The following is a 24338-nucleotide window of genomic DNA, read 5'->3' as shown; positions in this document are numbered from 1 at the left end:
TCAAGCTATTGTATGGAGAAATGGGCAAATTTATCAGGAAAAATAAGCTGCTTAAAAGAGTGCCGTGGGAAATCGCGGTGGCTCTGACATTTAACATCCTGATTCTCGGGGTGTTCCTGTTACTGAAGAGCCCCCCGCCGCAAGTGGTCGCTCCGAGCGAAATCACGGTGGATATAAGTAATTTTTCTCCCCCGGAGATCAAGAATATGAGCGTGCCGGAAACACTTGCTGCCGGAGGCGCGGCGAGTGAACCTGTTCCCGCAAATCCTGAAAAATTAACAGAAAATGCCATGCGTGACTTTTCATCGCAAATTACCGGAAGCGTGTCCATGACTGACAAAACTGCGACCGAGCGATTTGGCGAGTTGGCACGGACCGCGCAGGGGATTGCCGTCTTTGACGGAGTCAGCAACATCCGTTCCGGATTGCCGAGTGGTATGTTGCCCGCCGGATTAGAGGTCGGAGCTTCATTTGCAGGGCGTGGAGATGCGGCGAACCGCTCGCGGCTGCTGCGTCGTCACGGCGGAAACGTACAAACTGAATCGGCGGTGGAAAAAGCGTTGAAATATCTCGCTTCCGTCCAGAATCGGAACGGCAGTTGGGGCAGCAAAGAGAGTTTTGCTACCGGTGATGCGGCAGCGCTGAGTTCGCTGGCCTTGCTGGCGTTTTTCTCGCATGGAGAGAATTTCCAATCCAAACAATATGGCGATCATATCCGGCGCGGTTGCGATTTTCTGGTGGAACTAAGCAATACGCAGAATATCGAATACGCGGGGAACGGTTTCGGCCACGCAATTCTCACTTACGCGTTGGCCGAAGGGTATGCTGTCAGCGGCAGTCTTAGTTTACGGCATGCGTTGGAGGCACGGCTGAAGTTCATTATTTCGCGGCAGAACAGTTTCGGCTCTTTTGCGTTGAATTATGATAATACCCCAATGGCCCCGCCCACGGCAGATCAGCTTGAAGACCCGCTCTTCAAAGAGATCGTCATCGGGGAACCGGGGTGCGATCTTTCGCTGCTGGGTTGGCACATTCAGGCGCTGACGGCTGCGCACAACGCGGGAGTTCGTCCAGACGGGTTGGATAAAGCGCTCTCATTGGCGACCGAAGCGCTGGTCAAAATTCACCAGGCAGACAAAGGCGGCTTTTCGCAGGGGATCAATCTGAAACGCTTTGGCGCGAACGACAACATGAATCCCGTGGGCCTGCTGGGGTTGCAGCTTTTGAACTCCGGCAACAGCTTACCGGCACGACGGGCCGAGAAAATTCTGCATGAAGTCGCACCGCCCAAATGGAAAAACAGCGGTCGATTTCCACTCTATCGCTGGTATTATCAGACTCAGGCGCTGTTTCAGACAGAAAAAGGGCGCGGTAAACGTTGGGAGGAGTGGAACGAAAATTTGAAGAAAGAGTTACTCGCCGCTCAGAATTCCGACGGCAGTTGGTCACTGCCTGGCGGCGACGCCAGTTTCCGAGTAAAGGGGAGAACAGATCTGACGGTCTACGGAAGCAGTTTATGCGCTTTAATGCTGCAAGTCTACTATCGCTATTTGCCCAGTTACAGTATTGCGGAAAATTCCACGGCGGCGTCTCGTGCCGACGATTACGATATTGGTGGAGCGGGACTGATTACCCGGTTGCCCGGAGGTGCCGATCCGCTGGCCGGAGTAATTCTCGGGCTTGGAGAAAACGAGTTTGAGCCGATTGCATTCGGGCGATTCGACGGCCGGCCGGCCGACAACGCCTTGACACAGATCGAAGATGAATTCTCCAAGCTTGCCAGCATGCGTTCGACCGTCGCCATCCGGAAAACTGAAGATTGGCCGCAAACGTTGCAGCCTAATCAGCGTTTGGCGTTGTTTTTGGATGAGCTGATTCCGCGCAGCTTCAAAGGACATCTGCGTTTGACTCTCGGTATGGTGGGATCGGTAAAAGAGGCATTCGATGAACATCAGTCGCTGGAAGCGGTCATCAACGGGAAACGACTGTACAACTCCATTTTGCTCCGCAATAAACAACTGGTGGAGATCGTCATCCCCTCTGACGTGATGCAACCGTTCGGCAATATCCTGCAGCTGCGCAACAACGGCAAGGCGGTATTGGCGTTCGACGCCGCCCGGATCACCGCGATCAACAAAGTCGGCGGTCGTCTTTACCTGCTGGCGGAAGACGCGGCGGAGCTGCAGCCCTCCATCCGCCCATTGTTCGCGGCAAAAGAACCGGATGCGCCGGTAATATGCAACCTCGACTGGACAAGTAAAAACCACCAACTCATGACTGCTGTCGAAACTTATGATCCGAAGAAAATATATATCGCCAGCTATACCGCCTCCGGCAGCGAGCATATGGGCAATGAGTATCAGCGACATTATTTGCAGCAGACCGGGCGAGAGATTGTCGATTGGATTTCCGGCGGCGGTTCCGGGGTGAAATTGCGGAATATTTCCCGCAGCAGCAGATTTTACGACTCGGTATTCGGGACGGAGTATCCGGCATTGTCGGCTCTGCGGCAAGTCGCAAAACTCTTTGACGGCACTCCTCATAAGCTCGCGGCTCAATATTATCCGAAATATGACGATAAACCGCAACTTTTCGGCAATGCCGCCGCTGCATACAACGCTCCCGGAGTGGCGACGGTGGTGGTGACCAAACGTTTTCTGTTCCCGGAAGAAGGCGAGGTCGTCGCCATCGTGCCTTGGAACGGTGCGACCGAAATAATCATTGAAAAAGGTTTCCTGCCGGAAAATTCTCCATTTACCTGGCTGGCTGCAAAAGTACAATCTGAAAGTAGATCAATCAATATTGAAAACAATATCTTCCGTTATTCCTGCCCGTTTCCTGAGTTAACCGTCATACGCCTGATTAAGAAAGGAGCCAAAGAGCCGACTCGGCCGCCTGTGGTACGGCGAGATATCTGGCCGCAGATCCAGTTCGACTATACTTCGCCTAAGAACACGCTTCGTGAAAAGGCGCTGAAGAAGCATTCGTTTCGTCTCGGAGGATACGCTGCGGCTTACGGACAGAACGCTTCGTTCAGCCGGATTCCGGTGACTAAAGAGGAAAAATTCACCCCGGGAAACAAGGAGAGTATCGTCATTACTCATCGAGTCAACGCTGATGTGCCCGGTCGTTTCGATAGTGTCTATCTGGCGCTGGGACAGGCTCCGGAAGAGGCGCTTTATCTCTCCTTCTGGGTTTTTCCGCGAGCATCAGGAGTGAAAAAGGACGAACGTTATCCCTGGACGCAAATGCGTTTTGCTCTCGACAAAAAATGTTTTTCGGTCAGTTTATCGATAGATCGTTGGCAGCAAGTGTTTATTCCCTTGGATGGAATCATCCCGTCCTGGCAATATTTGCGCATTCTCGGACCCGGTCGGACGCTGGAGAAGAATCTGCAATCCATCTCTTATGAAATCAACGATATCTCGGTGTGGTGCAAATGAAATATCTCGTCCTGCTTTTATTTACATTCTCGCTGGCTGCCGTCGATTTGCAGACGGTGGAACAGCTTTTTGCTGCCGGAGAATTTGCTAAATGCGGCAAAGCCGTTGATGAGTTGCTGAATGGAAAAGTTTCGGAGAAACAGCGGACCAAACTCCTCGCCATGCAGGAGTATCTGCTTGGAGCCGATCCTGAAAAAATCGCAAAAACCGTCAAGCAAGCCAGGGAAACCGCAAGACACCCGAATTGGTTGACGGCCGATCTGCTCGGGCATTCAACGTTGCTGATCCGTCGAGCTGAAGATTGGAAAGCACGGGGCATTCCGGAATACCAGGAACTTTCCGATGCCGCCTGGGAGTTGTTGAAGCGTGTCAAGGATGACGGCGACTCTGAAACTGCGTTGAAAATCGTCTTTCTGCATACCCGTAATTATAACTTGAACGGTGAATATTCCGAACCGTTGAAACTGATTCTGGAAACGTTACGTCTTTATTATCCCGCCAAAAAGATGCAGAGGAGAAATATGCCGGACGGAGCCATTCAACTTCTGCTTCTGGCAGGTGATCAATATGTCGGCAGTGGCGTAAGGAGTCATGATGAGTCCGAGAAGCTCAACAATTTTTCACGGGCAGCAAAATATTTTCTCCGTGTGGTGAATACCCTTTCGCCGACTGATCCACGTTTTCAGGCTTTGAGTGATCGGCTCCACTATTGTCACGAAACCTTGCGTCTGCTGGGTTATCAATTGAAACTGCCATCCACTCTCAAACCGCAAAGTGCGATGAAAACCGCGATGATTGATGAAATGTTGCAGCACCGCCGTTTTCATGATGTGGTATTGGCCTTGGAGAATAATGTCGTTCCTGCCATGCGAATCCGTTATGTTGTTGCATTGAGCGCTTGTGGCGAGTTGGACAAGGCATGGAGTATCGTTCAGGAATTACCCTTAGAAGAACCGGCATTTCTGCTTGATGTCGCCCGAAATTTTCTGTCAGGAGGAAAGAAGGCAGAAGCGGCAACGCTGCTCCGTCAATTCCTGGATGCGGCACCGGATAGCCCTGATGCGGTCGTCGCCGGGCAGCAGTGCGCCCAGTTGCTGATTGAGCAGGATAAACAGCAGGAGGCGGCAGAGTGTCTGCTGAAACTGGCTTCTGCTACTGCCAACATCAGAGTGGCGGAGCAAGCAAGATTCTCTGCCGCCCGTTGTTTTTACCAGATGCAGAATTATGAGAAATGTCTGGCGTTGATCGACATCCTGCCGCCGGATTCAGAAAGATCAATTCTGGCCGGGCAAGCGGAAATGCGCCGCAAAAATTACTCCGGCGCAATTCAACGTTTGGAACCGTTACTGTCAAACAAAGACACCGACCGTTCCAACGTGTTGAAACTGCTCATCCGCTGCGAGTTGGAAAACGATTCTGTAAAAACGGCTGATTATATCGAAATGCTGTTACGAGATTATTCGGATGATCCCGAGGGGCTGGAGTATGCGATGCATCTGTTCGACTTTTACCAAAAACATCCGCCGGAAACGAAAAAGTTTCAATCCTTGGGTGATTGGGCAGCGAAAAAGCATTTGGAATCAAGCCAGGCAGTAACTCTCATTGCCAAGTGCGCCGAGAAATTAACCGAACCGCAAAGCAAGGTATTGCTTAAGACATTGTTTCAGCGAAGCAATTTCACCGATTCCGAACTACTGGCGCTGTTTGCCCGACTTGACGACAGAAAGTTGAAGCTGGAATTCGGCGTAAAATATGCTTCGGAATTCAATAATCACCCGGAACGCTGCGCATTGTTTTTAACACTGGCACAACTTGAATATGAGGAGAAAAAGTATCGGGAAGCGTTGAAGCGCTGTGAAATTCTGCTTGCCCAAGAAGAGGTCTGGCAATACAAAGAAGTTAAAATTTTGCAGGCTGAAATTCTTTCCGGCTTGCAGCTTCATGAAGAAACCCGGAAATGTTGTCAGGAATTGTTGATGACCAAATTGTCCGCCCAGGAAAAGCGCCTGATCGTTCTGAAGTTGGCACAGTCCTGGGCAAAATCGAAAGAGTATGGAAAATCCATTGCCATCGCCTGGACTGCCGTCCCTCTTGACGGAAAAACAACTTCTGCGGAAGCTCCGGTAGTCAAGGAATTGTTACAGCTTATTATTCTCAATGCGGAAGTTCTGAACAGTAAAACAGACAAAGATGACGCATTGGAAATTTTGAATTCTCTTTAGCCGCGCCAGCAATCCCACTGAAATTCCTCCCCTCCTTCACAGGTATAGTTGCGAACTGGAATCCCGTCGAAAATTGAGCAAGGCTTCCGCCGAACTTTTATTTCCTGTTAGAGCGTAAGGCAATTTTACACCTTTTGCAATTTCGTTCAGCGAACGGGGTATTGCGTTTTATTTCTGACTAGTGGATACACGATGAGAAAAACGACGTAGTTTTTCTCATCGTAAAGTGCTGTTTGCTTGAAGTTTAGCTGTGCTTCTCATAGACTATATTCAGGTAGTTTTTGATTGGAATAATGGATGAAGAGGCATAGAGCTATGTTCAATATGACGAAGATTCGTGCGACGAATGGTTCGGGGAAGAGTTTCTATGCGAATCATCTGTGTTCAAACGATTATTATTCGGAGCATGAGAAGGTTCAGGGATATTGGAGGGGAGAACTTGCGGATACGTTCGGTTTGCGGGATAAGGTTGTGACGAGCGAGGAGTTCAGTCTGTTTCAGCGGAATGTGAATCCGAAAACGCTGGGCAAGCTGACGCAGAAAAATATGCCCGGCGGTCCGCGGTTCTTTGATTTTCAGGTGGCGGCTCCGAAGTCGGTTTCGGTGATGTCGATGTTCGACGAACGGTTGATCGAGGCGCATCGGGAATCGGTTCGGATTGCGATGGCGGAACTGGAACGGCTGGCGGCGGTTCGGGTGCGCGACGGGGAGAACGTTCGGACCAACAATTATGAAACGACCGGGAAGCTGGTTTACGCGGAGTTCATGCACGATACGAGCCGCGCGCTTGATCCTCAACTGCATACGCATAACGTGGTCTGCAATGTGACGCGGGCGGGTGACGGCAGGTACAAGGCGCTCGAAACGCTGGAGATGTGCCGGGCGATCCGTTACGCGGGCAAGGTCTATCACAACGAGATGGCGGCAAGGTGCCGTGAACTGGGTTACGAAACGGTCGAAACGCGGGACCGGAAAGGCAATGTCATCTGGTACGATCTGGCGTGCGTTCCGGCTGACGTGATGGAACGTTTCTCCAAGCGGCGGCGGCAGATCGAGAAAGCCGAGGCGGAGTTCATCGCGGAGCATGGCCGGAAGCCGACGTTGAGCGAGAACAATTATCTTTCGACTTCGACGCGCACGGATAAGATGCTGACTTCGACAAGCGGGAAAGTCCGGGAGTTCCAAATGGGGCAGTTGGGCCATCGGGAAGAAGCGCAGCTGTACGCGGCGGCAAAGCACGCCAAAGAACACGGTTCGGTTACAAGCATACTGGATCGCGAAAGGACCTTGGAAGAAATCCGGAATGTGATCGATGAACTGTACGAGCGGGAGAGCGTTCTGAAGCTCGACAAGATACTGGCTGAAGTGCTGAACCGGAACCTCGGCAGGATCAAGTTGCAAGAGCTGAAAGAGACCGTCAAAGAGATTCCGGAACTGCGGAACCTGGGCGGTAATGAGGCGAATCCGTATTATGCTCCGCAATTTGTGATTGAGCGCGAACTGTCGGCGATCGGGCTGGTGGATCAGCAGCGGAATGTCTTCGATGCGATTGCGCCGGAGTTTCAGGCGTTTCCGGGAGATCGGTCGCGGGAGGCGCAGGCGATGCTGATTCACGGCCTGTTGAGCTCCAAAGACCGGTTCAACCTGTTCCGCGGCGTGGCGGGTGCGGGCAAAACTTCGACCTTGCAGGAGTTCTGCAAGGGACTGCGTTCGGGAGGCGTTACGGATATCCGCCTCGTCGCACCGACGAATTCGGCGACGGACGTGCTGAAACAGGAGGGCTTCGAACAGTCGCAGACGGTGGCGGGATTCCTGCTGTCGATGCAGAAGCCTCCGGCGGGGGCATACGTGATCATCGACGAATCGGGTTTGAATTCGCTGCGCGAAGGCGTGGAGATCCTGAAGCTGGCGCGGAGGAACAACTACCGGGTGCTGTTCGTGGGCGACGCGCGGCAGCACTCCGCCGTCGAATCGGGCGATTTTTTCCGGCTGCTGGAGGATTACTCGCAGATTCAGAAGTTTTCGTTGACCGACATCCACCGCCAGCAGAATGCGGAATACCGGCGCGGCATCTTCGAGTGCGCGATGGGGCAGCATGAACAGGCGTTCGAACGGTTCGACAAACAGCACTTCATCCACGAGGGCAAGCAGAAATACTTGGAGGAAGCCGCCGGGAAGTACATGGAGTACACGGAACAGGGGCGGTATCTGAACCGTGCGATTCTGGTTGCGCCGACGCACGAGGAGTGCGATAAGCTGACGGCTTCGGTGCGCGCCAAACTGAAGGAAGCGGAGGTGCTTCGAGGTGCAGGACGTGAAACGGAAGTGTTCCGTTCGTGGAACAAACCGAAAGCATGGCTGAAGGACGCTTCGAACTTCCAGCCGGGCATGACCATCGGCTTCATCCGCAACATGAAAGGCGTCGGCAAAGCCGGTGAGGTTGCGAAGATCGAAGCGGTCGCGGGAAAGCAGTTGGTATTGGCTAACGGCAAGCGGATTTTTGCGAAGGGAGCTTCGGACTTCATCGATGTCGGAGAGATGCGGAAGATCGAGCTGTGCGAAGGCGATTTGATCCAGTTCCGGGTGAACCTGAAAGCGAACAAGATTTACAACGGGACGCTTGCGCGGGTGAGCGCCGATCCCGGCAAGGTCGAAATACTTTATTCGGACGGCAGACCGCGTGAGCTGATCGACATGCCGGAAAACTATGCGGCGTTCGATTACGGCTGGGTGACGACCTCCCACAAGTCGCAGGGACGAACCGCCGAAAACGTCGTGGTGGCGGCCGAGTCGCTGGACCGGAAAGCGTTCTATGTGGCGCTGAGCCGCGGCCGTCGGGAGATGTCGCTTCACTGCCCGGACAAGGAACACCTGAAGCGCGGCCTCGCGTACCGTACCGGCAAACGGGCGAGTATCCATGATCTGATCCGCGACCGGGAGATTTCGGAGGGAGCAATGCTGCCGCTTTCGGAACCGGCCCGGGAGCGGAAAGCGGAACTGCTTCCGGACTTCAGCTATAGAGATATGGCTGCTCGCGCTAAAGCTGCAATGCGAAAGGTCAAGATGATGTTGAATGATACTGCGGCAATCCGCCGGATGCGGCAGCACCGGGAGCGGCTTTACAACGAGCATACCCGTTTCGAAGTGGAAGAGCATGCGGTCGGTCTGCTCGGCAAGATCGTGGGCAGGATAACCGGCATGTTCAAGGCACCGGAAGCCGTTCCGCAGGAGTCGCCGCAGGCTGACTGGGAACGGGAACGCGAAGCGGAACGGCAGCAGAATTTGGAGCTGGCCCGCAAACGGGAGCTCGAAGCGCAATGGAACGTGTTTGAAGGCGCATGGTCCGGTTATGTGGAAAAGCGCAAGCAATATCATGAACTTCATGGCGGCGGTGAGGCATTCGAACTGACCGACCGGGAGGCCGCGTTTCGGAAGCGGCAGACAACCCGGCAGCGCCGTGGGAAAGCGCCGCAACCGCTTCCCGCCTGGCTGGAGAAGTGGGAAGATACGGCGCGTACCGAAGCCAAAAAGTCGCGCGCCGCTCTGACAGTGCGGCTGGAGGAGGCGAAGCGCCTGAAAACGGCATGGGAGAAAGCCGATGCCGAATGGGCCGCACACTGCACCGCCCGCAAAGCGTACCATGCGGAACTCGGTTTCAAAGTTCCGTTCCGGCTCTGGGACAAAGAATACCGTTATCATACTGAACAGGAGCTCCGGCGCCGGAGTGGAGAGTTTCCGCAGCCGATGCCGGAGTCACTGGTCAACTGGAAAGCCTATATGGATGAGCAGAAACAGCAGGAGCTCCGGATGTTCTGGCGCGAAGCGCAGAAGCAGTGGGAGGAACTGCTCGCCTCCCGCAGGGCTGTTTATGAGAAGCAGCATGTGGAAGCCGGATTCCGGCTGTGGCCGGAGGAAGAGGCGTTCGCGGCGGCGCAGCAAAAGCGCCGCGCCGCCGGGCTGAAACCGGAGGCGATTCCGGCGGAATTGTGCAACTGGCGGGAGCGAGCGGTGGAAGAGGTTCAGCAGCTCGTCGAAGTAGCAGCGCGTCAGAGGAGGTATGAAGCGGAAGCGCAATGGAAATGGAAGTGGCAGGACTTCGATGAAAAGTGGAAAGCATACGTTAAGAACAGAATAAAGCCGTCCAGGCTGGAACCGATATTCCAGGAAGAGATTGAGCTGCGGCGCAATTCCCATAGAGAACCGCCCTCAATTATAGAACTTCCGGATTGGATGAAAATTGAAGAGGTGCTGGATATTCATGAGCGTAACCTGAAAATCGAGGAGATACGCAGGAAACTCGGCCTCCATCCCGGCGATGAGGGACAGCCGGTCGATCCCGGCCGGAAGCTGTACTATGAATCGAAACGTGAAGAGTTGTTCAGGCGGATTGCCGTCTACGACCAGCGGACGGCTTTTGAGAAACTGCCGGACTGGATGAAAAAGTGGAATCCGAGTGAAGCTCACAAGGCCAAGGTCCGGAATGCCATTTATATGAAATACGACTGTAACGTTGCGGATGAAAAGTCACTGGAGCCTTTGGAATGGTTGGAACTTCAGAACCGCAAGATCAAAGCGAAAGCGGAATACGCCGCCTATGAGCATCGGCTGGAGGTCGGCCCGGCCACGGACCGGCAGATGGATGAGTTGAAGTCGTTTGCAGCGGCTGGACTTCTGAAAGAGTGGCCCCCGGAGCCGGACCGGGAAGAAGCTGAAAAACTGCTTGAACAACTTCGGGAGCAGGAACAACAGCAGAAGCTGGCCGAAGAACGCCGCCGCAACCCGATGGCGGATTGGCAGTCGCGCACACTTCGGGAACTTCATGAGGAGGGGCGGCTTAAAAAGATTCCGGAGGGAATCAGTTGGCGGGAAGCCTCGGAACTCATCGACCGGATCACCTTCCACGATCCGGCCAGTTGGATGATGAAGAACGCTGTCCGGCGAAACATCGAAAGCGGACTCCTTCCAAGTTCCGCAGGCAGAAATCTCGACAGCATGACCGTCGGAGAGTTCAGGAAACTCCAGAAGGTAATCAGGGAAAAGCAACAGGAAATCGACCGCCAACGTGAACAATGGGAGCGCGAACATCCGAGAGACCGGGGCGGGATCGATCTCTGATCATGAGATACCCATCCGATTGCGGAAAGGTCAAACGGACGGGCAAGAGGACTCGGATTGATCCATAGGGGGAATGGATCGCCCTCTGCATAACAAAATAAAAGTTTAACGGAAAAAGTCAATCGAAAGGAGCAAAAAATATGAAGAAATGGTTTACCATGAGCATGGGGGAAGCGCTGCTTCCGCGCTTTAAACTCACCACGGAGAACAGGAACTATCTGCTCTCCTGGGCGATGGTTACACATATTGAAGCCTCGAAGGATTTTCTGTCACTCCAATTTATCTGTGAGATTGGAATGGTACAGCTCGCTTCCGACGAGTCGATGGAGGCGTTGTTCGGCAGCATGGAAGCGGAGCGCGTACACTGTATCTGCGGCGAACTGCTCGCGTGCAGGATTATGCCGGTAGAATAAATAGCATGAAATTTTTATGGGCTGATTGCAAAAATACAGAAATTATAATATAATATCGCAAAATTTAGCCGGAATGGAAGGAGGTTCTATAGTGTCATTGGATTTTTCGGATTGGTCATTCGGAGGAAATGCAGAGCGGGAAGAGGAAGTAATAAACTTTCTTCAGGAATTGTTCACCGATTTCTGGTTGGATAAACATTTGGAGAATTTATCGGACAGTAAGCAGGAATTGTACTGTCGGAATCTCAATTGGCTGGGAGAAATATTGGTGATGCATGCCGTCGCTGATCCGAGAAGTCCGGAAGCCCAGATGACGCCTCATGAGCTTTTCATGGCGAATGTGAACGAAACGGAAGGCCCTCTGCTTGATCCTGATGATGATGTCGCGCAGAACGAGTTCGATATCGTCTGTGGGAAACTCTACCGGTATCTGTGTGAACGGGAACAGGAGCAAAATATTTGAAAGCTGCTTGAAATGACGATCCATCCGTTTCCCCATATCGGGATAAAAAAGCAGAAGACCTGGTTGGGTTGTACCGTATTGCAGGCCGCGCAAAAACGAATTTCTCTCATTTTCGATCATTTCGAGCGGATTTATCTCTCTTTTTCTGGAGGGAAAGACAGTACGGTGATGTTTCACCTCTGTGCGGCAGAAGCCCGGAAACGAAAACGAAAGTTCGGTTTGCTGTTCATCGACTGGGAATGCCAGTATAAACTGACAATCGAACATATCAAGGAAATGGCAGGGCTTTATGCTGATGTCATTGAACTTTACTGGTGTTGTCTCCCCATGCGTACTGTGAATGCGGTCAGCGTTTTCGAGCCGGAATGGATTGCCTGGGAAAAGAGGAAAGAATGGATTCGAGAGAAACCAGAGTGCGCGATCGGTGAAGAGTCTTATTTCCCGTTCTATACGGCGAATATGACCTTTGAAGAATTTGTACCGAAATTCGGAGAATGGTATGCCGGGAATATGCCTGCTGTCTGTTTTGTCGGGATCCGAGCTTCAGAATCTCTGAACTGCTGGACCAGTGTTGCGTCTTCCCGTTACAAAAAGTGTTTTCAAAAGTACCTCCGTGATGTTAAAACACAACTGGCTCTGGCGGCCTTACGACCGCCAGAGCTGATAACGAATAGGACTATCCTGATTACACGAAGGTAATAATACGTGATTTTTTGATCTTCACCTGAGGGAAAGATATTCTTGTAATCAATTTTCAACTTTCTTACTCAAACAACTCAAACAAAGATTCGAAAAATATGACTTGACTCTTGACAAACCATTTTTTTGTGATATACTTAAAGTAAGTGAAGCGCTTCACTAAAAGAATGGAATATGGAATTAGGATTATGTCGATTACATTGAGGGATATTGCCAATGATGCAGGCGTTGGGATGAGTACGGTTTCTTATGTGCTCTCCGGTTCCGGCGTCAACAAGGTGGGCCACGAAACACGAAAACGGATTCTTGCTTCGGCTGAAAAGCTCGGCTATTTACCTAACATTGGTGCGCGCGGTTTGAGTTGCGGGCGCACCTTCATGGTCGGTGTACTGCTGGAGGAACAAGAATTCGCCAGCTCCTTCTATCCAGACATTCTTCAGGGACTGGAATATGTTCTGAGTAAACGCGATTATGGCCTGTTGCTCGCGTCCTACAGCAATGAGAAAGAATTAAAAGCCAAATGTTCCTATCTGCTGCAGAGACGTGTGGACGGGGTGGCTGCTTTTTCAGGCGATTGGCTCGTTGATTTTTCATCCACGGGACAACCGTTTTTGGAAAAACACATTCCGATAATTACGATGACCCGCCCCTTTCCGGGAATTCCGGCGGTCGATATCAATGCTTTCGCCATTGGTGAAATGGCCTCACGCTATCTTGTGGGCCTCGGACACCGGAAAATAGCCTACGCCGGGCCGGAGATATCCCCACGCCGGGCCGGACTACTCTCTGTCCTTGGAACGGATTCCTGTCCGACCTTTGGGAAATTGACATCCTATGATTTCGAACTGGGAGTTACCCTGTTTGATTGGATCCGTAATCTCCCGGAGCGTCCCACCGCCGTCGTGGTGGAGAGCGATATCGCCGCGGTCGCATTGATCCGCACCGCCAATGCCGCTGGCTGGAAACTCCCGCGCGATCTCTCCGTGGTTGGAATTGATGGACTCGATCTTGGTAAAATCTCCCTGCCCGCTCTGACTTCGGTAGGTCAGCCCACTTTCGAACGCGGAGCGAAAACTGCAGAATTGCTGCTCAAAATGATTGACGGAGAGGAGGTGGAAAATTTCTTTTTTGAACCATGTATGATCGTCCGAGAGTCCTGTTGCAGAGTCGAATGAACTTTTTGGCCACGAATAGTGAAGCGCTTCACCATATAGTTTCCACGTTGCCCAAAGACTTGAAAGAAGGAAAAAAGAGATGAAACACTTATTACGTCTTACATAGGTCGCACCTCTTGATGAATATGTCACAATATAACCGCGATTGCGCATAATCCGGATATGTAAAACTGAACATACTGCCCTGCAAAAAAAGGGCCAGCCCTCCGTTGCGGGCAGCAAGGGCATCCCTCACTGGAAAAGAAAGCCAGGCGCAGAGTTAAGAAATGGAGGTATTGGGAAAATGTATTTTCCCCGCGAATCCCACAACAATACAAATGAACGAAGCCAAGAAGAGCAAACAGAACAATTTTGCCGCTAGAAACCGAATAAATTCATTTCACAAAAAGGACTTACATCATGGTAATCTGCACACGGAAACTTCACATACCCAGTATGATGTGTACTCCATTCACTCTGATTGAGCTTCTTGTCGTGATTGCGATCATCGCGATTCTGGCGGGGATACTGCTGCCCGTGTTGAATAAGTCGCGAGAAAAAGCACGCGCTACGGCTTGCATCAACAATCTCAAACAAAGTTTCACACCGCTGATGGCCTACTCTGACGACTTCGAGGGATTCTGGCCGCGTGCCACTGCGCCCAACAGCACATGGGGGCGGCTTCTCCACAATAATGGTTATATCAGCAACTATAGCGCTTTGATGTGCCCTGCCTATTCGCCCAACAAGGTGAAGCCCGGGTTGTATGCCGAGGACCATGTCGACTATTGGATGTGGAGCAGTCTCACCTTCGGAATGGCTGGAGTGTACGATTTCGCTTTGACGCCGATGAATGTAAAAAAAGGATCCGATTACGGCAAATCGCTGTTCCTGACGGATTCCATTTCGAAAGCCTTTTCCGGATATATCGCCAAAGGTTTCACGGACAATGAGTGGAATCAGAGCCACGTCATCTATATGACCGGCAAGGACCCGAATTACAAAATCCACCCGCGCCATTCCCGGCAGGCCAACATCCTTTACATGGATGGTCACGTAGAGCCGGGCGGACCCAAGACCGAAATACTTCGTCTCTATTATATCAAGGGCGTTTATGCCACCATTGACAGTTTGTATTCCTTTGAAATCGGGGATTGAAAAAGGAAGGTCATGAAAGAAATTTACAGCAAAGGGATGGATCTCGTATGAAGCAAAGGCTTTTTTTCTTGACTTTTCTGGGGACGCTTACCACATTTGCGTTGACGGTGACGCCGCTACCGCAGGGCGGGTCGCCAGAGCTCTTGCTGAAACCGGGCAACACACAGGATCTCACGTTCCCCGCTTTTACGGAAAAGGTGGTTCTGACGGTCACTCCCGAGAAACCCAGCTATCTGCGAAAGCTGATCCTGACGGCCAATGCCGCGCCTTCCGCCAATTTTGAATCCGCTCTGGTTGAAGTGAGGACAGGGCAAGATTGGACTCCGGTGGATTTGCTGCATCCTCCCACAGAACAAGTGAAGACCCTGTACCGGGTCGCCGGACGGGAACTCAGCGCAAAGGCCGAGGAGGTCAGAATTACCATGACGCCGCCCTTCATCGAAAGCGCCATGACGCTTCGCGGTATTCAATTGGAATTCTCGGATACGCCAAGCAAAGCTGCCGTCTCCAAAGGCGGAATCGTCATCGGTGGACAGAACACGCCAGGATATTTGGGGCGTCCTCTCGGAATGGCTGACGGGGAAAAACTCTCCCTGACTGCCGGTTTTGAACTGCCCGTCGGCAAAGACTTCGAATGCAACATCCTCGTTCAGAAGGAAAACACCGCGACCGCCGCCCGGATTGTTCTTCGCGGTAAAGGAGATGATCGTGAAATCGGGTATTATGCCCAAAGTGAATACCGGAAACTGTTCCCGGTTTCCGGGAGTCAAGCGGAACTCACCCTCGAATGCGACAATGCCGCCCGCCGGTTTACGCTTCTTGTAAATGGAGCAAAAAGTGAAGTACTGCCTTTTAACGTCGGACTTCCAGGCATCGACATGGTGATGATGAGCGTACCCGCAGCTTCCGACGGTGTCCAGCTTCAGTTATTCCGTTACACGCTGACCGGAAAATCAGGAACACGGGCGACTGCTGATGTTAATCTTACCGATTCCGCCGAATTCGATCGCTTTAAGCGATCCGGGCGGATTCAGCAGATCGAACCGCAAAGTGATGCTATTCGCCCTCCGACGGCTGATTTGCTGACAATCGAGTCGGAGGGAAAACGCTACATGTTCTCCCGGAAGAACGGCGAACTTTTCGGGATCGCCGACCTCAAGTCAGGACGAATCTTGGTCGATTCGCTGCGTACGCTTTACTCCGTCCAAGTTCTGGAGCGCGACAGCAATGCTGACGGCTTTTACGACCGGGTTAAGGAGGTGAAGCAGGAGGAAAACGAAATCATATTCCGTTGCGCCGCCTCCTTTGATCCTGCGTTGGTGATTGAAAAACACTACCGTTTTGCCGTTTCGGAGCTTTCGAAGGAGATCCGGTTCCACGCTTCGGGCAAGAAGTTCCGGTTCGTCACTCCCTCCGAGCGGCTGATATTCCCGGTGGAGCGCCGTAGTAAGCTAATTCTTTCCGGTAGCGATCCCTGGTACAGCCCCCGGGTGCGGTTGGCCGATGTAAAGTTACCCACGCGGCAGTCCGGTTCCGGTGTTTCACATGCAGTCGCGGCGTTCGAGGCGGATGGCCGAGACTCGGTCGCACTGCTCCGTTACCGGGTCAACGACCGTTTCAGCTGGCCGGTCCACTGCGCCTACATCTACGAGCCGAGCAATGTACTAATCTATTATCCCGACGGGATCCGGCTTCCGGCGGCCACGCTGCCGCTCCACGGTTCCGAAGTGGTCTCCTATGAGTCGAAACTTCTCTTCTTCAGTGGGCATGAGATGGAATATCTCGCCTCCTATCGTGCGTTGCCGGATGTTGTTCAGGCCTATGGGGAAATCAAGCGTCCCGCGTGGATGGCAGATGTTCTTGCTCAAATCTGGGTGCGCCCCGAATTCACCGGCAACGCGGTAAAGCAGGTGCGCCAGCTCCTCGCAATGACGGAACGCGGCGACATCATGGTGGTCCTGAACCAACCCTTCATCTGGGGCGACTTCGGCGAAAAGGAGCGTTTCCGTAACATCTGGGGGGCATGGACGAAGGATACGGAATATATCGAACTAATTAAAGAGCTCAAGGCGCTCTCACCGCGTATCAAAGTGGCGCTTTATACCTGGCTTTGGACGATCGCTCCCGATTCTGACTTCTACCGAGAGTTTCCCAGTGCGGCCATCTCCAGGAATCGCCGTGGACAGATATTCAACAGTTATCCCGGTGTGGAGCTCTCCTTTCAGCGCCGGTTGAGCGATTCTGCCGGGCTGGCGAAACTCACGGAACAGTATGACGCCATGGTGAAGAAATATGGCATCGACTACGTCTACCTCGACGGCGGCCATGGCGGAGCTCCGCTGATCGACTGGAAGCATGGTACGGTCGACCAGGGGTATCAGTGGCAGAACTTCTATTGTTATATGCGCGGTCTCGCCGAAAAATACGGCAAGGGCGGCGTTTCTTTCAACTTTAAGTCCAATCCCATCGCCGACAGCGGGATTGCCGAGATGGCGCTGGACGCCTTCCGCAACAATCCGGCGCTGGTCGGCGCGCGGATCTGGGGCGGCAAGCTTCAGGAAAAACTTGATCCCGATCACCGCGTCATTCCCTGTTACTGGGGTAGGAGCGATCCCTATTACACCAATATCTGCCTAGGGCTCGGATTGTTACCGCATATCGAATGCGCCGGGCTATCGGCAGTGGAGCCCGATTTTATCACGATCAAAAGTCCTTTTCTGGGTGCAATGCGTGAGATGTTCCGGACTGTTCCGGTACGGATTGTTCCCGGCTCCATGCTGGAGAATCCGGCTTCGAAGGTACTTGGATTCGAACTGGCGCGTGGCGGATCAACGCTTTATTCGTTGATTCCGTCGGGAAATCCCGGCAAGCCGTTTCCGCTCCCTGCGGCGAAGGAGTTTCTCTGGCGCAATGACTTGATCAACCCGGTCGGCTTCAAGGAGATCTTCACCGAAAAACAGCAGATGGAGGCATGGCGGATGCATGGCTGGCGGCTCTCCCGGACAGTCAACCATCATCTTATGGGAAAAGAAAATACGATTCCGCTACGGGAAAACCTGCTTTCCGTCGTATCGGCTTCTGATTCCGGCGCGGTGATCCTGGCGGTGGACGAATTGCCAACCCAGATGTGGCTGCCCACACTTCCCGGAATCGCGGTCGAAACCGCCTATGGCGCCGATCAGGTGACCGGAAAAAACACATCCAGAAAAAAACTCGATATTGCAATCGCACTGCCGGAGGGGAAGGAACTCGGGGCCCTTGAAAACGCCGAATTCAGGGGACTGTTCCGGGAGAACGGGCGGGCGTTCGCCATTCTCCGCATCGGAGGAAATTTCAAGGCCGGATTGAAACCGGCAGAGAAGCGGGAGTTCGCGTTGCAGCTTCCTGCTCGCATATCTCCAGGCGACACTGTGCGGATTCCCGGAATGCCTTTCGGTGCGGCCTTTTCACTCTACTCGGATTCGCAGCTGGTAATGAGTACCGCTAGTACTGAATTCACCATTCCGGAACTCGCCCGCGCCGGACGCTATGCGTGGAAGGTGGAAAACGCAGTGGGAACGCTCGCCGCCGCCGATGTCGAAATTACTGGGACGAAGGAAGTGCCGCTTCCCCGGATTCCGCTGATCGTGCGCCCGGCCGCGACAAGGACACCGGTCGAGCATGCGGCCGTCGCCGCGGTCGTATTGGGCGGTGGACAGGAGGAAAACGCCGATCTTGAGACGCTGACGTTGACCGCGAAGCTGAAAGAGCGTCCAGAAACGCAGTGGAATTATTCTGCCGCCGGTTTTGAGTTCAAGAACGTTCGCTATCTTCGCTTCGACGCCGCGAGCGATATCGCGACGCGTTACTGTATTGAGAGGCGCAAGAGCTGGGCACCAGCTTTTGCTGGAATTCTGATCGATTATAAAGTTGGGGGCGTTTTTGTAAAGCGGGTTGCCCTCGACCTCGGTATGACAGAATATACCTGGAAAACGCCCGAATATGGCACGGGCCGCGCCCCCGATCAACAGGTCAAGCTCGGCAACTGGATCCAAAAGGAAGCCGAGGAAAAGGTATTGTTGGATCTCACCCGCTACGCTCCGACGAATTGGAACGGAGAGTGCATCGTCAGCGCCCTGGTTGCCAATGTCCTTCAGGGTCGCAAGCTCACACTTAAACTTGAAGCCTTCTCGGCGACTGACGCGGGAATTCTGACCGGGGAGACAGCGATGGCAGAGGCGGCAAATGAACTCGCGCCCTTTCCCGAACCAGTGACGGTTCCAGGAGAAATCACGGATTTCCGTGAACCGGTGAACCTGAAACCGGCCCTTCCGGCGACCAGACTCGCTATCCGCCGGGAGGGGAAAAAGGCTCGATTCGACTTTGTCTGTTCCGAACCCGATTTCGATACGATCATCCCGCAGTCGGGCGAGTGGGTTCACTCCGCTGACAGTGTTGAGCTTTATTTTTACGATCCTGCCTCGAAGAAGCTCATGCGGGTTGCAGCGAACGCGGCGGGCGATCTCGACGCGGGAAAATTGAGAGATGTGAAGGTTTCCACACGAATGGTTCCGGAGAAGAAGGAATTTCATATTTCTTTCGAGATTCCTCTTTCACAGCTGCCGCCTGGCGATAAGATGAGGATGAACGCCTGCCGTAACCGTCCGCGCCGCTACGATGAACCCGCGTCCCGCTGGACCAGCGCCGCTTGGGCAAGACTGAAAGTCGAACGCTATGCCACGCCGGAGGCTTTCGGGACGGTCTGTTGGCGGAAGCTTCCGCCGATTACGATCATCAATGCCGGAATTAGCGGCAACAACACCGCGGATCTGCTTACCCGGCTGGAGCGTGACGTCTTGAGTCGGAAGCCGGATACGGTGATTTTGCTGGCCGGAACTAATGACATGCTGAATTCCGGTAATGCACTCTCTCTGAAAAAGGCGATTGATAATCTCGGAAAACTGGTGGACCGGATTCAGTCCGCGAACGCCAAGGTGATCCTGATGACGATTCCGCCCTGTTACACTCCGTATGTCCTGAAACGGCATCCACAGTCGTTTTTCGGCAATCAGACGCCTCAGGAAAAGGTGGACCTCTATAACCAGGCGGTTCGCAGACTGGCCGAGAGCAAAGGAGTAATCCTGGTGGATGTGGCCCAAAATTTCGAAACGAACGGCCAAATCGGCGAAAATGTCGCAAGCTACCTCCGGAATCCCGCCAATGGCAGGACAGAAGATGGTGTTCACCCGGTAGCCGCCGGTTACCGGGCGATCGCGCAGCAGTTGTTCGATACCTTCCAGTGCCACCAGCTTCGTCCGGTTCGACTGGTCTGCTTTGGAGATAGCATTACCCTCGGTATCGGCGGTGCCAATCCCGGAAGGATGGATGGCGAAAATTATCCTGCATATCTCAATCAACTCTTTAACAGATAGTGAATTATGATCCTGAAACTCAAACGTTACGAAAAGAATCCCATCCTCCTCCCCAACGGAAATCGTTGGGAAAATCTCAATGTTTCCAACGCTGCGGCGGCGGTTTATGACGGAAAAGTCTATCTCCTTTACCGGGCCGAGGGTGAGGATATGCGCACTCCGGAGATCAAATGTCCTGTGACCCGACTCGGGCTTGCTGTTTCCGAAAACGGATTCGATATTGCCGAACGGTTGGATATTCCAATCTTCGACCGGAATACGACCGATCCCTGGTGTGAGTTCGGCTGTGAAGACCCTCGCATCAGCAAAATCGGTGATACCTACTATATCGTCTATGTTACCATGTCCCGCTTCGGCTACACCGGAGACCGGCTCGCCTATGCGACGACGAAGGATTTCAAAACCTTTACCCGTCACGGACTTTTGATGAAGCAGTTCGAACAGCGCACCAGCGGCTTTCTGCCTGGGAAGATCGGAGGACGCTATTTTCTCTTCCATCGACCGATGCCGAACATGTGGGGCTCCTTCAGCTCCGACCTCGTCCATTGGGAGGATATGAGCTGCATCTTGGAAACAAAAGATGGTTCCTGGTACGAAAATAAACTCGGAATCGGCGCACCGCCGCTGGAGACGCCATATGGGTGGCTCCTCTTCTGGCACGGCAAGGACAACAGCGGAAAGTATTCCCTCGGCGTGATGTTGCTTGACCGCGACGATCCGCGCAAAATCATCAAATTTCAGGAAGAGCCGATCCTGACGCCGGAGCTCGATTTCGAGCGGCACGGATTCGTCTCCAATGTGGTCTATACCAACGGGGCAGTTCGTTTCGGTGACCGCTATTTTATTTATTACGGCTGTTGCGACCGCTGTCTCGCCGTCGGTACTTTGGATGTAGAGGAGGTGGCCGCATGGTGTCGCGAGAAATAATCGAAAACGCCATCAGGAAGAATCTTGCCTGGTTCACTGCTTCCGGTATTATGGATCCCGCCGACGGCTCTTGGGGCGTGGCGGAACGGATCGTTCGGTTCGAAGGAAACGAAGCCGCAGATAAAATCCGCGAGTCTTTCCCCGTTATGACCGAACATGGCGGATACGCTGTTCTTGAGCATCGGCGTCCCGACTGCAATTTCGAGACGGCGCTTCTCTTTCTGCTCGCTGGGGAGTATTTCAGTGACCGATCGTACACCGGAACCGGCGAAAACATCCTCCGTTATCTCTTTAACCGCAGTGGCCTTCTCTGCAACGGCCTCTGGAATTGGCACAGCGCGGTCAACGGTCGCGAATTCTGGTTTGACGACAATGGCTGGAACAGTGCGATCCAGACCGTAATTGGAATGCGTTTTCCCAAACTCGACCGCCGTTACAAGTTGATTGAACTCGGCCGAAAAAGTGCGGAGAAGCTTCAGGCCGGACTTGCGCGCTGCATGACAAGTTCAGCACCACTCGAACACGGCCGCTGGCCGGATCCGGAGCGGTGCTTCTTCGGAGAACCGCGCCAGCCCCACTGGGGCGCGCCCGCCGCAGTGGCACTGATTCTCTCCGGCAGGGGTGATGCCGCGGAAGAGTATTTCCGTCAGGTTGCTCCTTCCCTTGAGAAGCAGAGTGCGAGCGAACACGCCTATGCACTCCTGGCTGTTTCGATCGCAGCGCAAATCGACGGCAGACGATTCTTCCGCGAAGAAGCGAAGCGGTTGCTTGTCCGGCTTTGCACCATGGCCGATCCGTACCGGGGTACGTTGCCGAGCGAGCACTGCGAAGCGCCCGGTGGCAAGGGCATCGCTGACCTCATCTACACAGACAATTGGTTTTTCACAGCGCTTGTCTTTCACCCGGGGAATGGGATGTTTACAAAGCTGCTCGATACCATTCTCGCCATTCAGGATGATTCGGATGATCCGGCATTCCGCGGCTGCTGGCGTGGAATGTACGATTTCTTCACTGGAACGTGGGGTGGGGGAGACCGCTATGAAGGCGGTGCAAACAGCATCTATTCCGGTTGGACCAATGCGGTGATTGCACTAGCGCTTCTGTGGACACTAATGAAAGGAGGCAAAGCATGAGGGCTGCCCCGCTCGATTGGGGAATTATTATTCTCTTCCTCGGCATCATCATCGGAATTACTTGGTATGCCAAGCGCTATATGCGTTCGACTGCCGATTTTCTTGCCGCCAACCGGCTAGCAGGGCGATATTTACTTACGGTCTCGTCTAGTTTCGCGGGAGCGATTACATTGGTAGCGGTATGGGAGATGACCTATTCCACCGGATTGCCGCCGCAGTGGTGGGCGAAGATGAGTGCTCCGGTCAGTCTGGTGATAAGTCTTACCGGGTTCGCAATTTACCGTTTCCGGCAAACCCGGGCGTTGACGCTAGCACAGTTTCTGGAGGCGCGTTATAGCCGGAACTTCCGGTTGTTTGCTGGGACACTTTGCTGGTTCTCCGGCATTCTCAACTATGGGATTTTCCCGGCGATCACAGCAAGAGTTATCATCTATTTTCTCGGACTGCCGACGGAGTTCATTCTAGGTGGCCTCGCGATCCAGACCTTTCCGGCGGTGATGTTGGCCTATCTCTCCATTGCAGTTTTCGTTGTCTGTTCCGGTGGAATGATCAGCATTATGGTGACCGATTTTCTGCAGGGCGCGGCGCTGATGCTCATTTTCGTAGTGGTAACGCTTTTTCTCCTCGGGCGGTTCAGCTGGGGAGACATTTTTGCTGGACTGGAAGTCACACCCGCTTCCGGAATGTCGCTCATCAATCCATTTGCCGGAAGCGCGACCGGAGAATTCAGCATCTGGTTCTTTCTGATCGGCATTTTCGGCAATGTCTACGGGATCAAATCCTGGCAGGGGGGCTCCGGGTATGGTGCCGCAGCGCGAACACCGCACGAAGCGGTCATGGCCAACGTGATCGGACAGTGGCGGGGATTGGCCAGTAACATGTGTCTGCTCATCGTTCCCCTGATCGCCTACAGCGTCTTTCACCTAGATAAATTCGCCGCGCTTGCTGCGCCGATTCAGGAGAGCATCAATCATATTACCGATCCCCAAATCCGCTTTCAGATGACGGTTCCCTTGTTCCTGTCGCACATACTGCCGACAGGATTATTCGGACTCTTTGCTGCATTGGTGATCTGTTGTGCGATCAGCAATGACGACACCTATATACATTCGTGGGGCACGATTTTGGTTCAGGATGTCATCACGCCTCTGCGAAGACGGCCTTTTGAGCCGAAAACACATCTTCTTCTTCTGCGGCTCAGTAGCGTCGGCGTCGCCATTTTCGGTTTCTCCTTCAGCATGTTGTTTCCACTCAAGGATTACATCCTGATGTACTTTGCCATTACCGGAGCGATTTATCTCGGTGGCGCGGGCGCGGTGATCTTAGGTGGACTTTATTGGAAGTACGGCAGTACCGCCGGAGCATGGACGGCGATGTTGATCGGTACTATGTTCGGACTCGGTGGAATCGTGCTTCAGCAATCTTGGCCTCATTTCTTCGGCGGGGAAAAATTTCCTGTCAACAGTCAGTGGATTTATTTTTTGACCATGCTTCTAGCCATCGCCGGTTATGTGTTGGTTTCTCTTCTGGGCAAAAGGAGGCCGTTCAACATGGACCAGCTCCTGCACCGGGGAAAATATGCACTTGAGACTGAGCAGACCGAAGCCGATCAGCCTAGCGAAAATAAGAAATTCTCCCTTGCGCATCTGATCGGGATCGGCAAAGGTTTCACGAAATTTGAGAAGTTCATCTTCTATGGCACCTTCTGCTGGACAATGCTCTGGTATTTCATCTTTGTCGTAGGCTGCGTATTGAGCTTTTTCAGGGAGATTCCGGGATCTTGGTGGAGAGTTTACTGGTATTGCTACATCATGTTCAGCATAGTGCTTGGTACGGTGTGTACAGTCTGGATCTTCTGTGGAGGTATGAAAAACGCCTTGGAACTCTTCCGCGACCTGAGGACCGCCAACGTGGATGAACAAGATGATGGTTTTATCCGCGAATCAAAGAACTCATGAGCTGCAAAATGAACAAAGAAGGATATTATAATATGACTCCGAAAAAATTTCTGTTTTTTTGGCGCGCATCCAGATGATCCGGATCTGATGTTTGCGGCTGCGCGATACGGCTGATCCGAACCAGTCATACTGTAAAATTCGTATCGTTGAACGACGGCGGTGCCGGACATCACAGCATGCCTCCAAAGCAATTGCTCTCACCGAACCGCTGCTGGAAAGAGCAATTAGCCGCTCGTATCGCA

Annotated in this window: 12 protein-coding genes; all 12 read left to right on the top strand. The window is 53.0% G+C overall.

All coding sequences use genetic code 11. The features are described from left to right. Positions 1 to 20: 20 nt before the first annotated feature. The 12 genes from FYJ85_RS16870 (at position 21) to FYJ85_RS16815 (ending at position 24096) form a co-directional block, all read left to right on the top strand. Entirely contained in the window at positions 21 to 3443 is a 3423-nt protein-coding gene (locus FYJ85_RS16870; protein WP_154419622.1) for a hypothetical protein, read from the top strand. Continuing rightward, positions 3440 to 5665: a tetratricopeptide repeat protein gene (locus FYJ85_RS16865; protein WP_154419620.1), complete on the top strand. Its 2226-nt coding sequence runs from the start codon at positions 3440 to 3442 to the stop codon at positions 5663 to 5665. The genes FYJ85_RS16870 and FYJ85_RS16865 overlap by 4 nt, the downstream gene beginning before the upstream one ends. Before the next feature lie 324 nt (positions 5666 to 5989). After that, the gene (gene mobF / locus FYJ85_RS16860; protein WP_206213259.1) at positions 5990 to 10780 is read left to right on the top strand and encodes a MobF family relaxase; all 4791 of its coding nucleotides are present in this window, start codon (positions 5990 to 5992) and stop codon (positions 10778 to 10780) included. A 140-nt stretch (positions 10781 to 10920) separates the two neighbouring features. Further along, positions 10921 to 11193: a hypothetical protein gene (locus FYJ85_RS16855; protein WP_154419616.1), complete on the top strand. Its 273-nt coding sequence runs from the start codon at positions 10921 to 10923 to the stop codon at positions 11191 to 11193. Between the two features lie 91 nt (positions 11194 to 11284). Then, positions 11285 to 11656 carry a hypothetical protein gene (locus FYJ85_RS16850; RefSeq protein WP_154419614.1) on the top strand — a complete coding sequence of 124 codons (372 nt, stop codon included), beginning with the start codon at positions 11285 to 11287 and terminating at the stop codon, positions 11654 to 11656. Between the two features lie 12 nt (positions 11657 to 11668). Continuing rightward, positions 11669 to 12355 carry a phosphoadenosine phosphosulfate reductase domain-containing protein gene (locus tag FYJ85_RS16845; RefSeq protein ID WP_154419612.1) on the top strand — a complete coding sequence of 229 codons (687 nt, stop codon included), beginning with the start codon at positions 11669 to 11671 and terminating at the stop codon, positions 12353 to 12355. A gap of 188 nt (positions 12356 to 12543) precedes the next feature. After that, on the top strand, positions 12544 to 13530 hold the full coding sequence (locus tag FYJ85_RS16840) for a LacI family DNA-binding transcriptional regulator (protein WP_206213258.1): 987 nt from the start codon (positions 12544 to 12546) through the stop codon (positions 13528 to 13530). Between the two features lie 474 nt (positions 13531 to 14004). Next, entirely contained in the window at positions 14005 to 14667 is a 663-nt protein-coding gene (locus FYJ85_RS24320) for a hypothetical protein (RefSeq protein ID WP_206213257.1), read from the top strand. A 47-nt stretch (positions 14668 to 14714) separates the two neighbouring features. Beyond that, positions 14715 to 20078, top strand: a complete 5364-nt coding sequence (locus FYJ85_RS16830; protein ID WP_154419606.1) for a GDSL-type esterase/lipase family protein — start codon at positions 14715 to 14717, stop codon at positions 20076 to 20078. Between the two features lie 6 nt (positions 20079 to 20084). Continuing rightward, positions 20085 to 21005 carry a glycoside hydrolase family 130 protein gene (locus tag FYJ85_RS16825; protein ID WP_154419604.1) on the top strand — a complete coding sequence of 307 codons (921 nt, stop codon included), beginning with the start codon at positions 20085 to 20087 and terminating at the stop codon, positions 21003 to 21005. After that, on the top strand, positions 20987 to 22138 hold the full coding sequence (locus FYJ85_RS16820; RefSeq protein ID WP_154419602.1) for a hypothetical protein: 1152 nt from the start codon (positions 20987 to 20989) through the stop codon (positions 22136 to 22138). Before FYJ85_RS16825 ends, FYJ85_RS16820 begins: the two co-directional genes overlap by 19 nt. Continuing rightward, entirely contained in the window at positions 22135 to 24096 is a 1962-nt protein-coding gene (locus tag FYJ85_RS16815; protein WP_154419600.1) for a sodium:solute symporter family protein, read from the top strand. The genes FYJ85_RS16820 and FYJ85_RS16815 overlap by 4 nt, the downstream gene beginning before the upstream one ends. The last annotated feature ends 242 nt before the right edge of the window (positions 24097 to 24338 follow it).

Source organism: Victivallis lenta (assembly GCF_009695545.1).
GTDB lineage: Bacteria > Verrucomicrobiota > Lentisphaeria > Victivallales > Victivallaceae > Victivallis > Victivallis lenta.
This window is presented reverse-complemented; position numbering and strand designations above follow the sequence as displayed.

Bases quoted from the DNA above. Each gene is read 5' to 3' on its own strand.
- FYJ85_RS16820 (WP_154419602.1), top strand. From the start codon at position 20,987: ATGGTGTCGCGAGAAATAATCGAAAACGCCATCAGGAAGAATCTTGCC.
- FYJ85_RS16870 (WP_154419622.1), top strand. From the start codon at position 21: ATGGGCAAATTTATCAGGAAAAATAAGCTGCTTAAAAGAGTGCCGTGG.
- FYJ85_RS16830 (WP_154419606.1), top strand. From the start codon at position 14,715: ATGAAGCAAAGGCTTTTTTTCTTGACTTTTCTGGGGACGCTTACCACA.
- FYJ85_RS16815 (WP_154419600.1), top strand. From the start codon at position 22,135: ATGAGGGCTGCCCCGCTCGATTGGGGAATTATTATTCTCTTCCTCGGC.
- FYJ85_RS16840 (WP_206213258.1), top strand. From the start codon at position 12,544: ATGTCGATTACATTGAGGGATATTGCCAATGATGCAGGCGTTGGGATG.
- FYJ85_RS16845 (WP_154419612.1), top strand. From the start codon at position 11,669: ATGACGATCCATCCGTTTCCCCATATCGGGATAAAAAAGCAGAAGACC.
- FYJ85_RS16825 (WP_154419604.1), top strand. From the start codon at position 20,085: ATGATCCTGAAACTCAAACGTTACGAAAAGAATCCCATCCTCCTCCCC.
- FYJ85_RS16865 (WP_154419620.1), top strand. From the start codon at position 3,440: ATGAAATATCTCGTCCTGCTTTTATTTACATTCTCGCTGGCTGCCGTC.
- FYJ85_RS16855 (WP_154419616.1), top strand. From the start codon at position 10,921: ATGAAGAAATGGTTTACCATGAGCATGGGGGAAGCGCTGCTTCCGCGC.
- mobF (WP_206213259.1), top strand. From the start codon at position 5,990: ATGACGAAGATTCGTGCGACGAATGGTTCGGGGAAGAGTTTCTATGCG.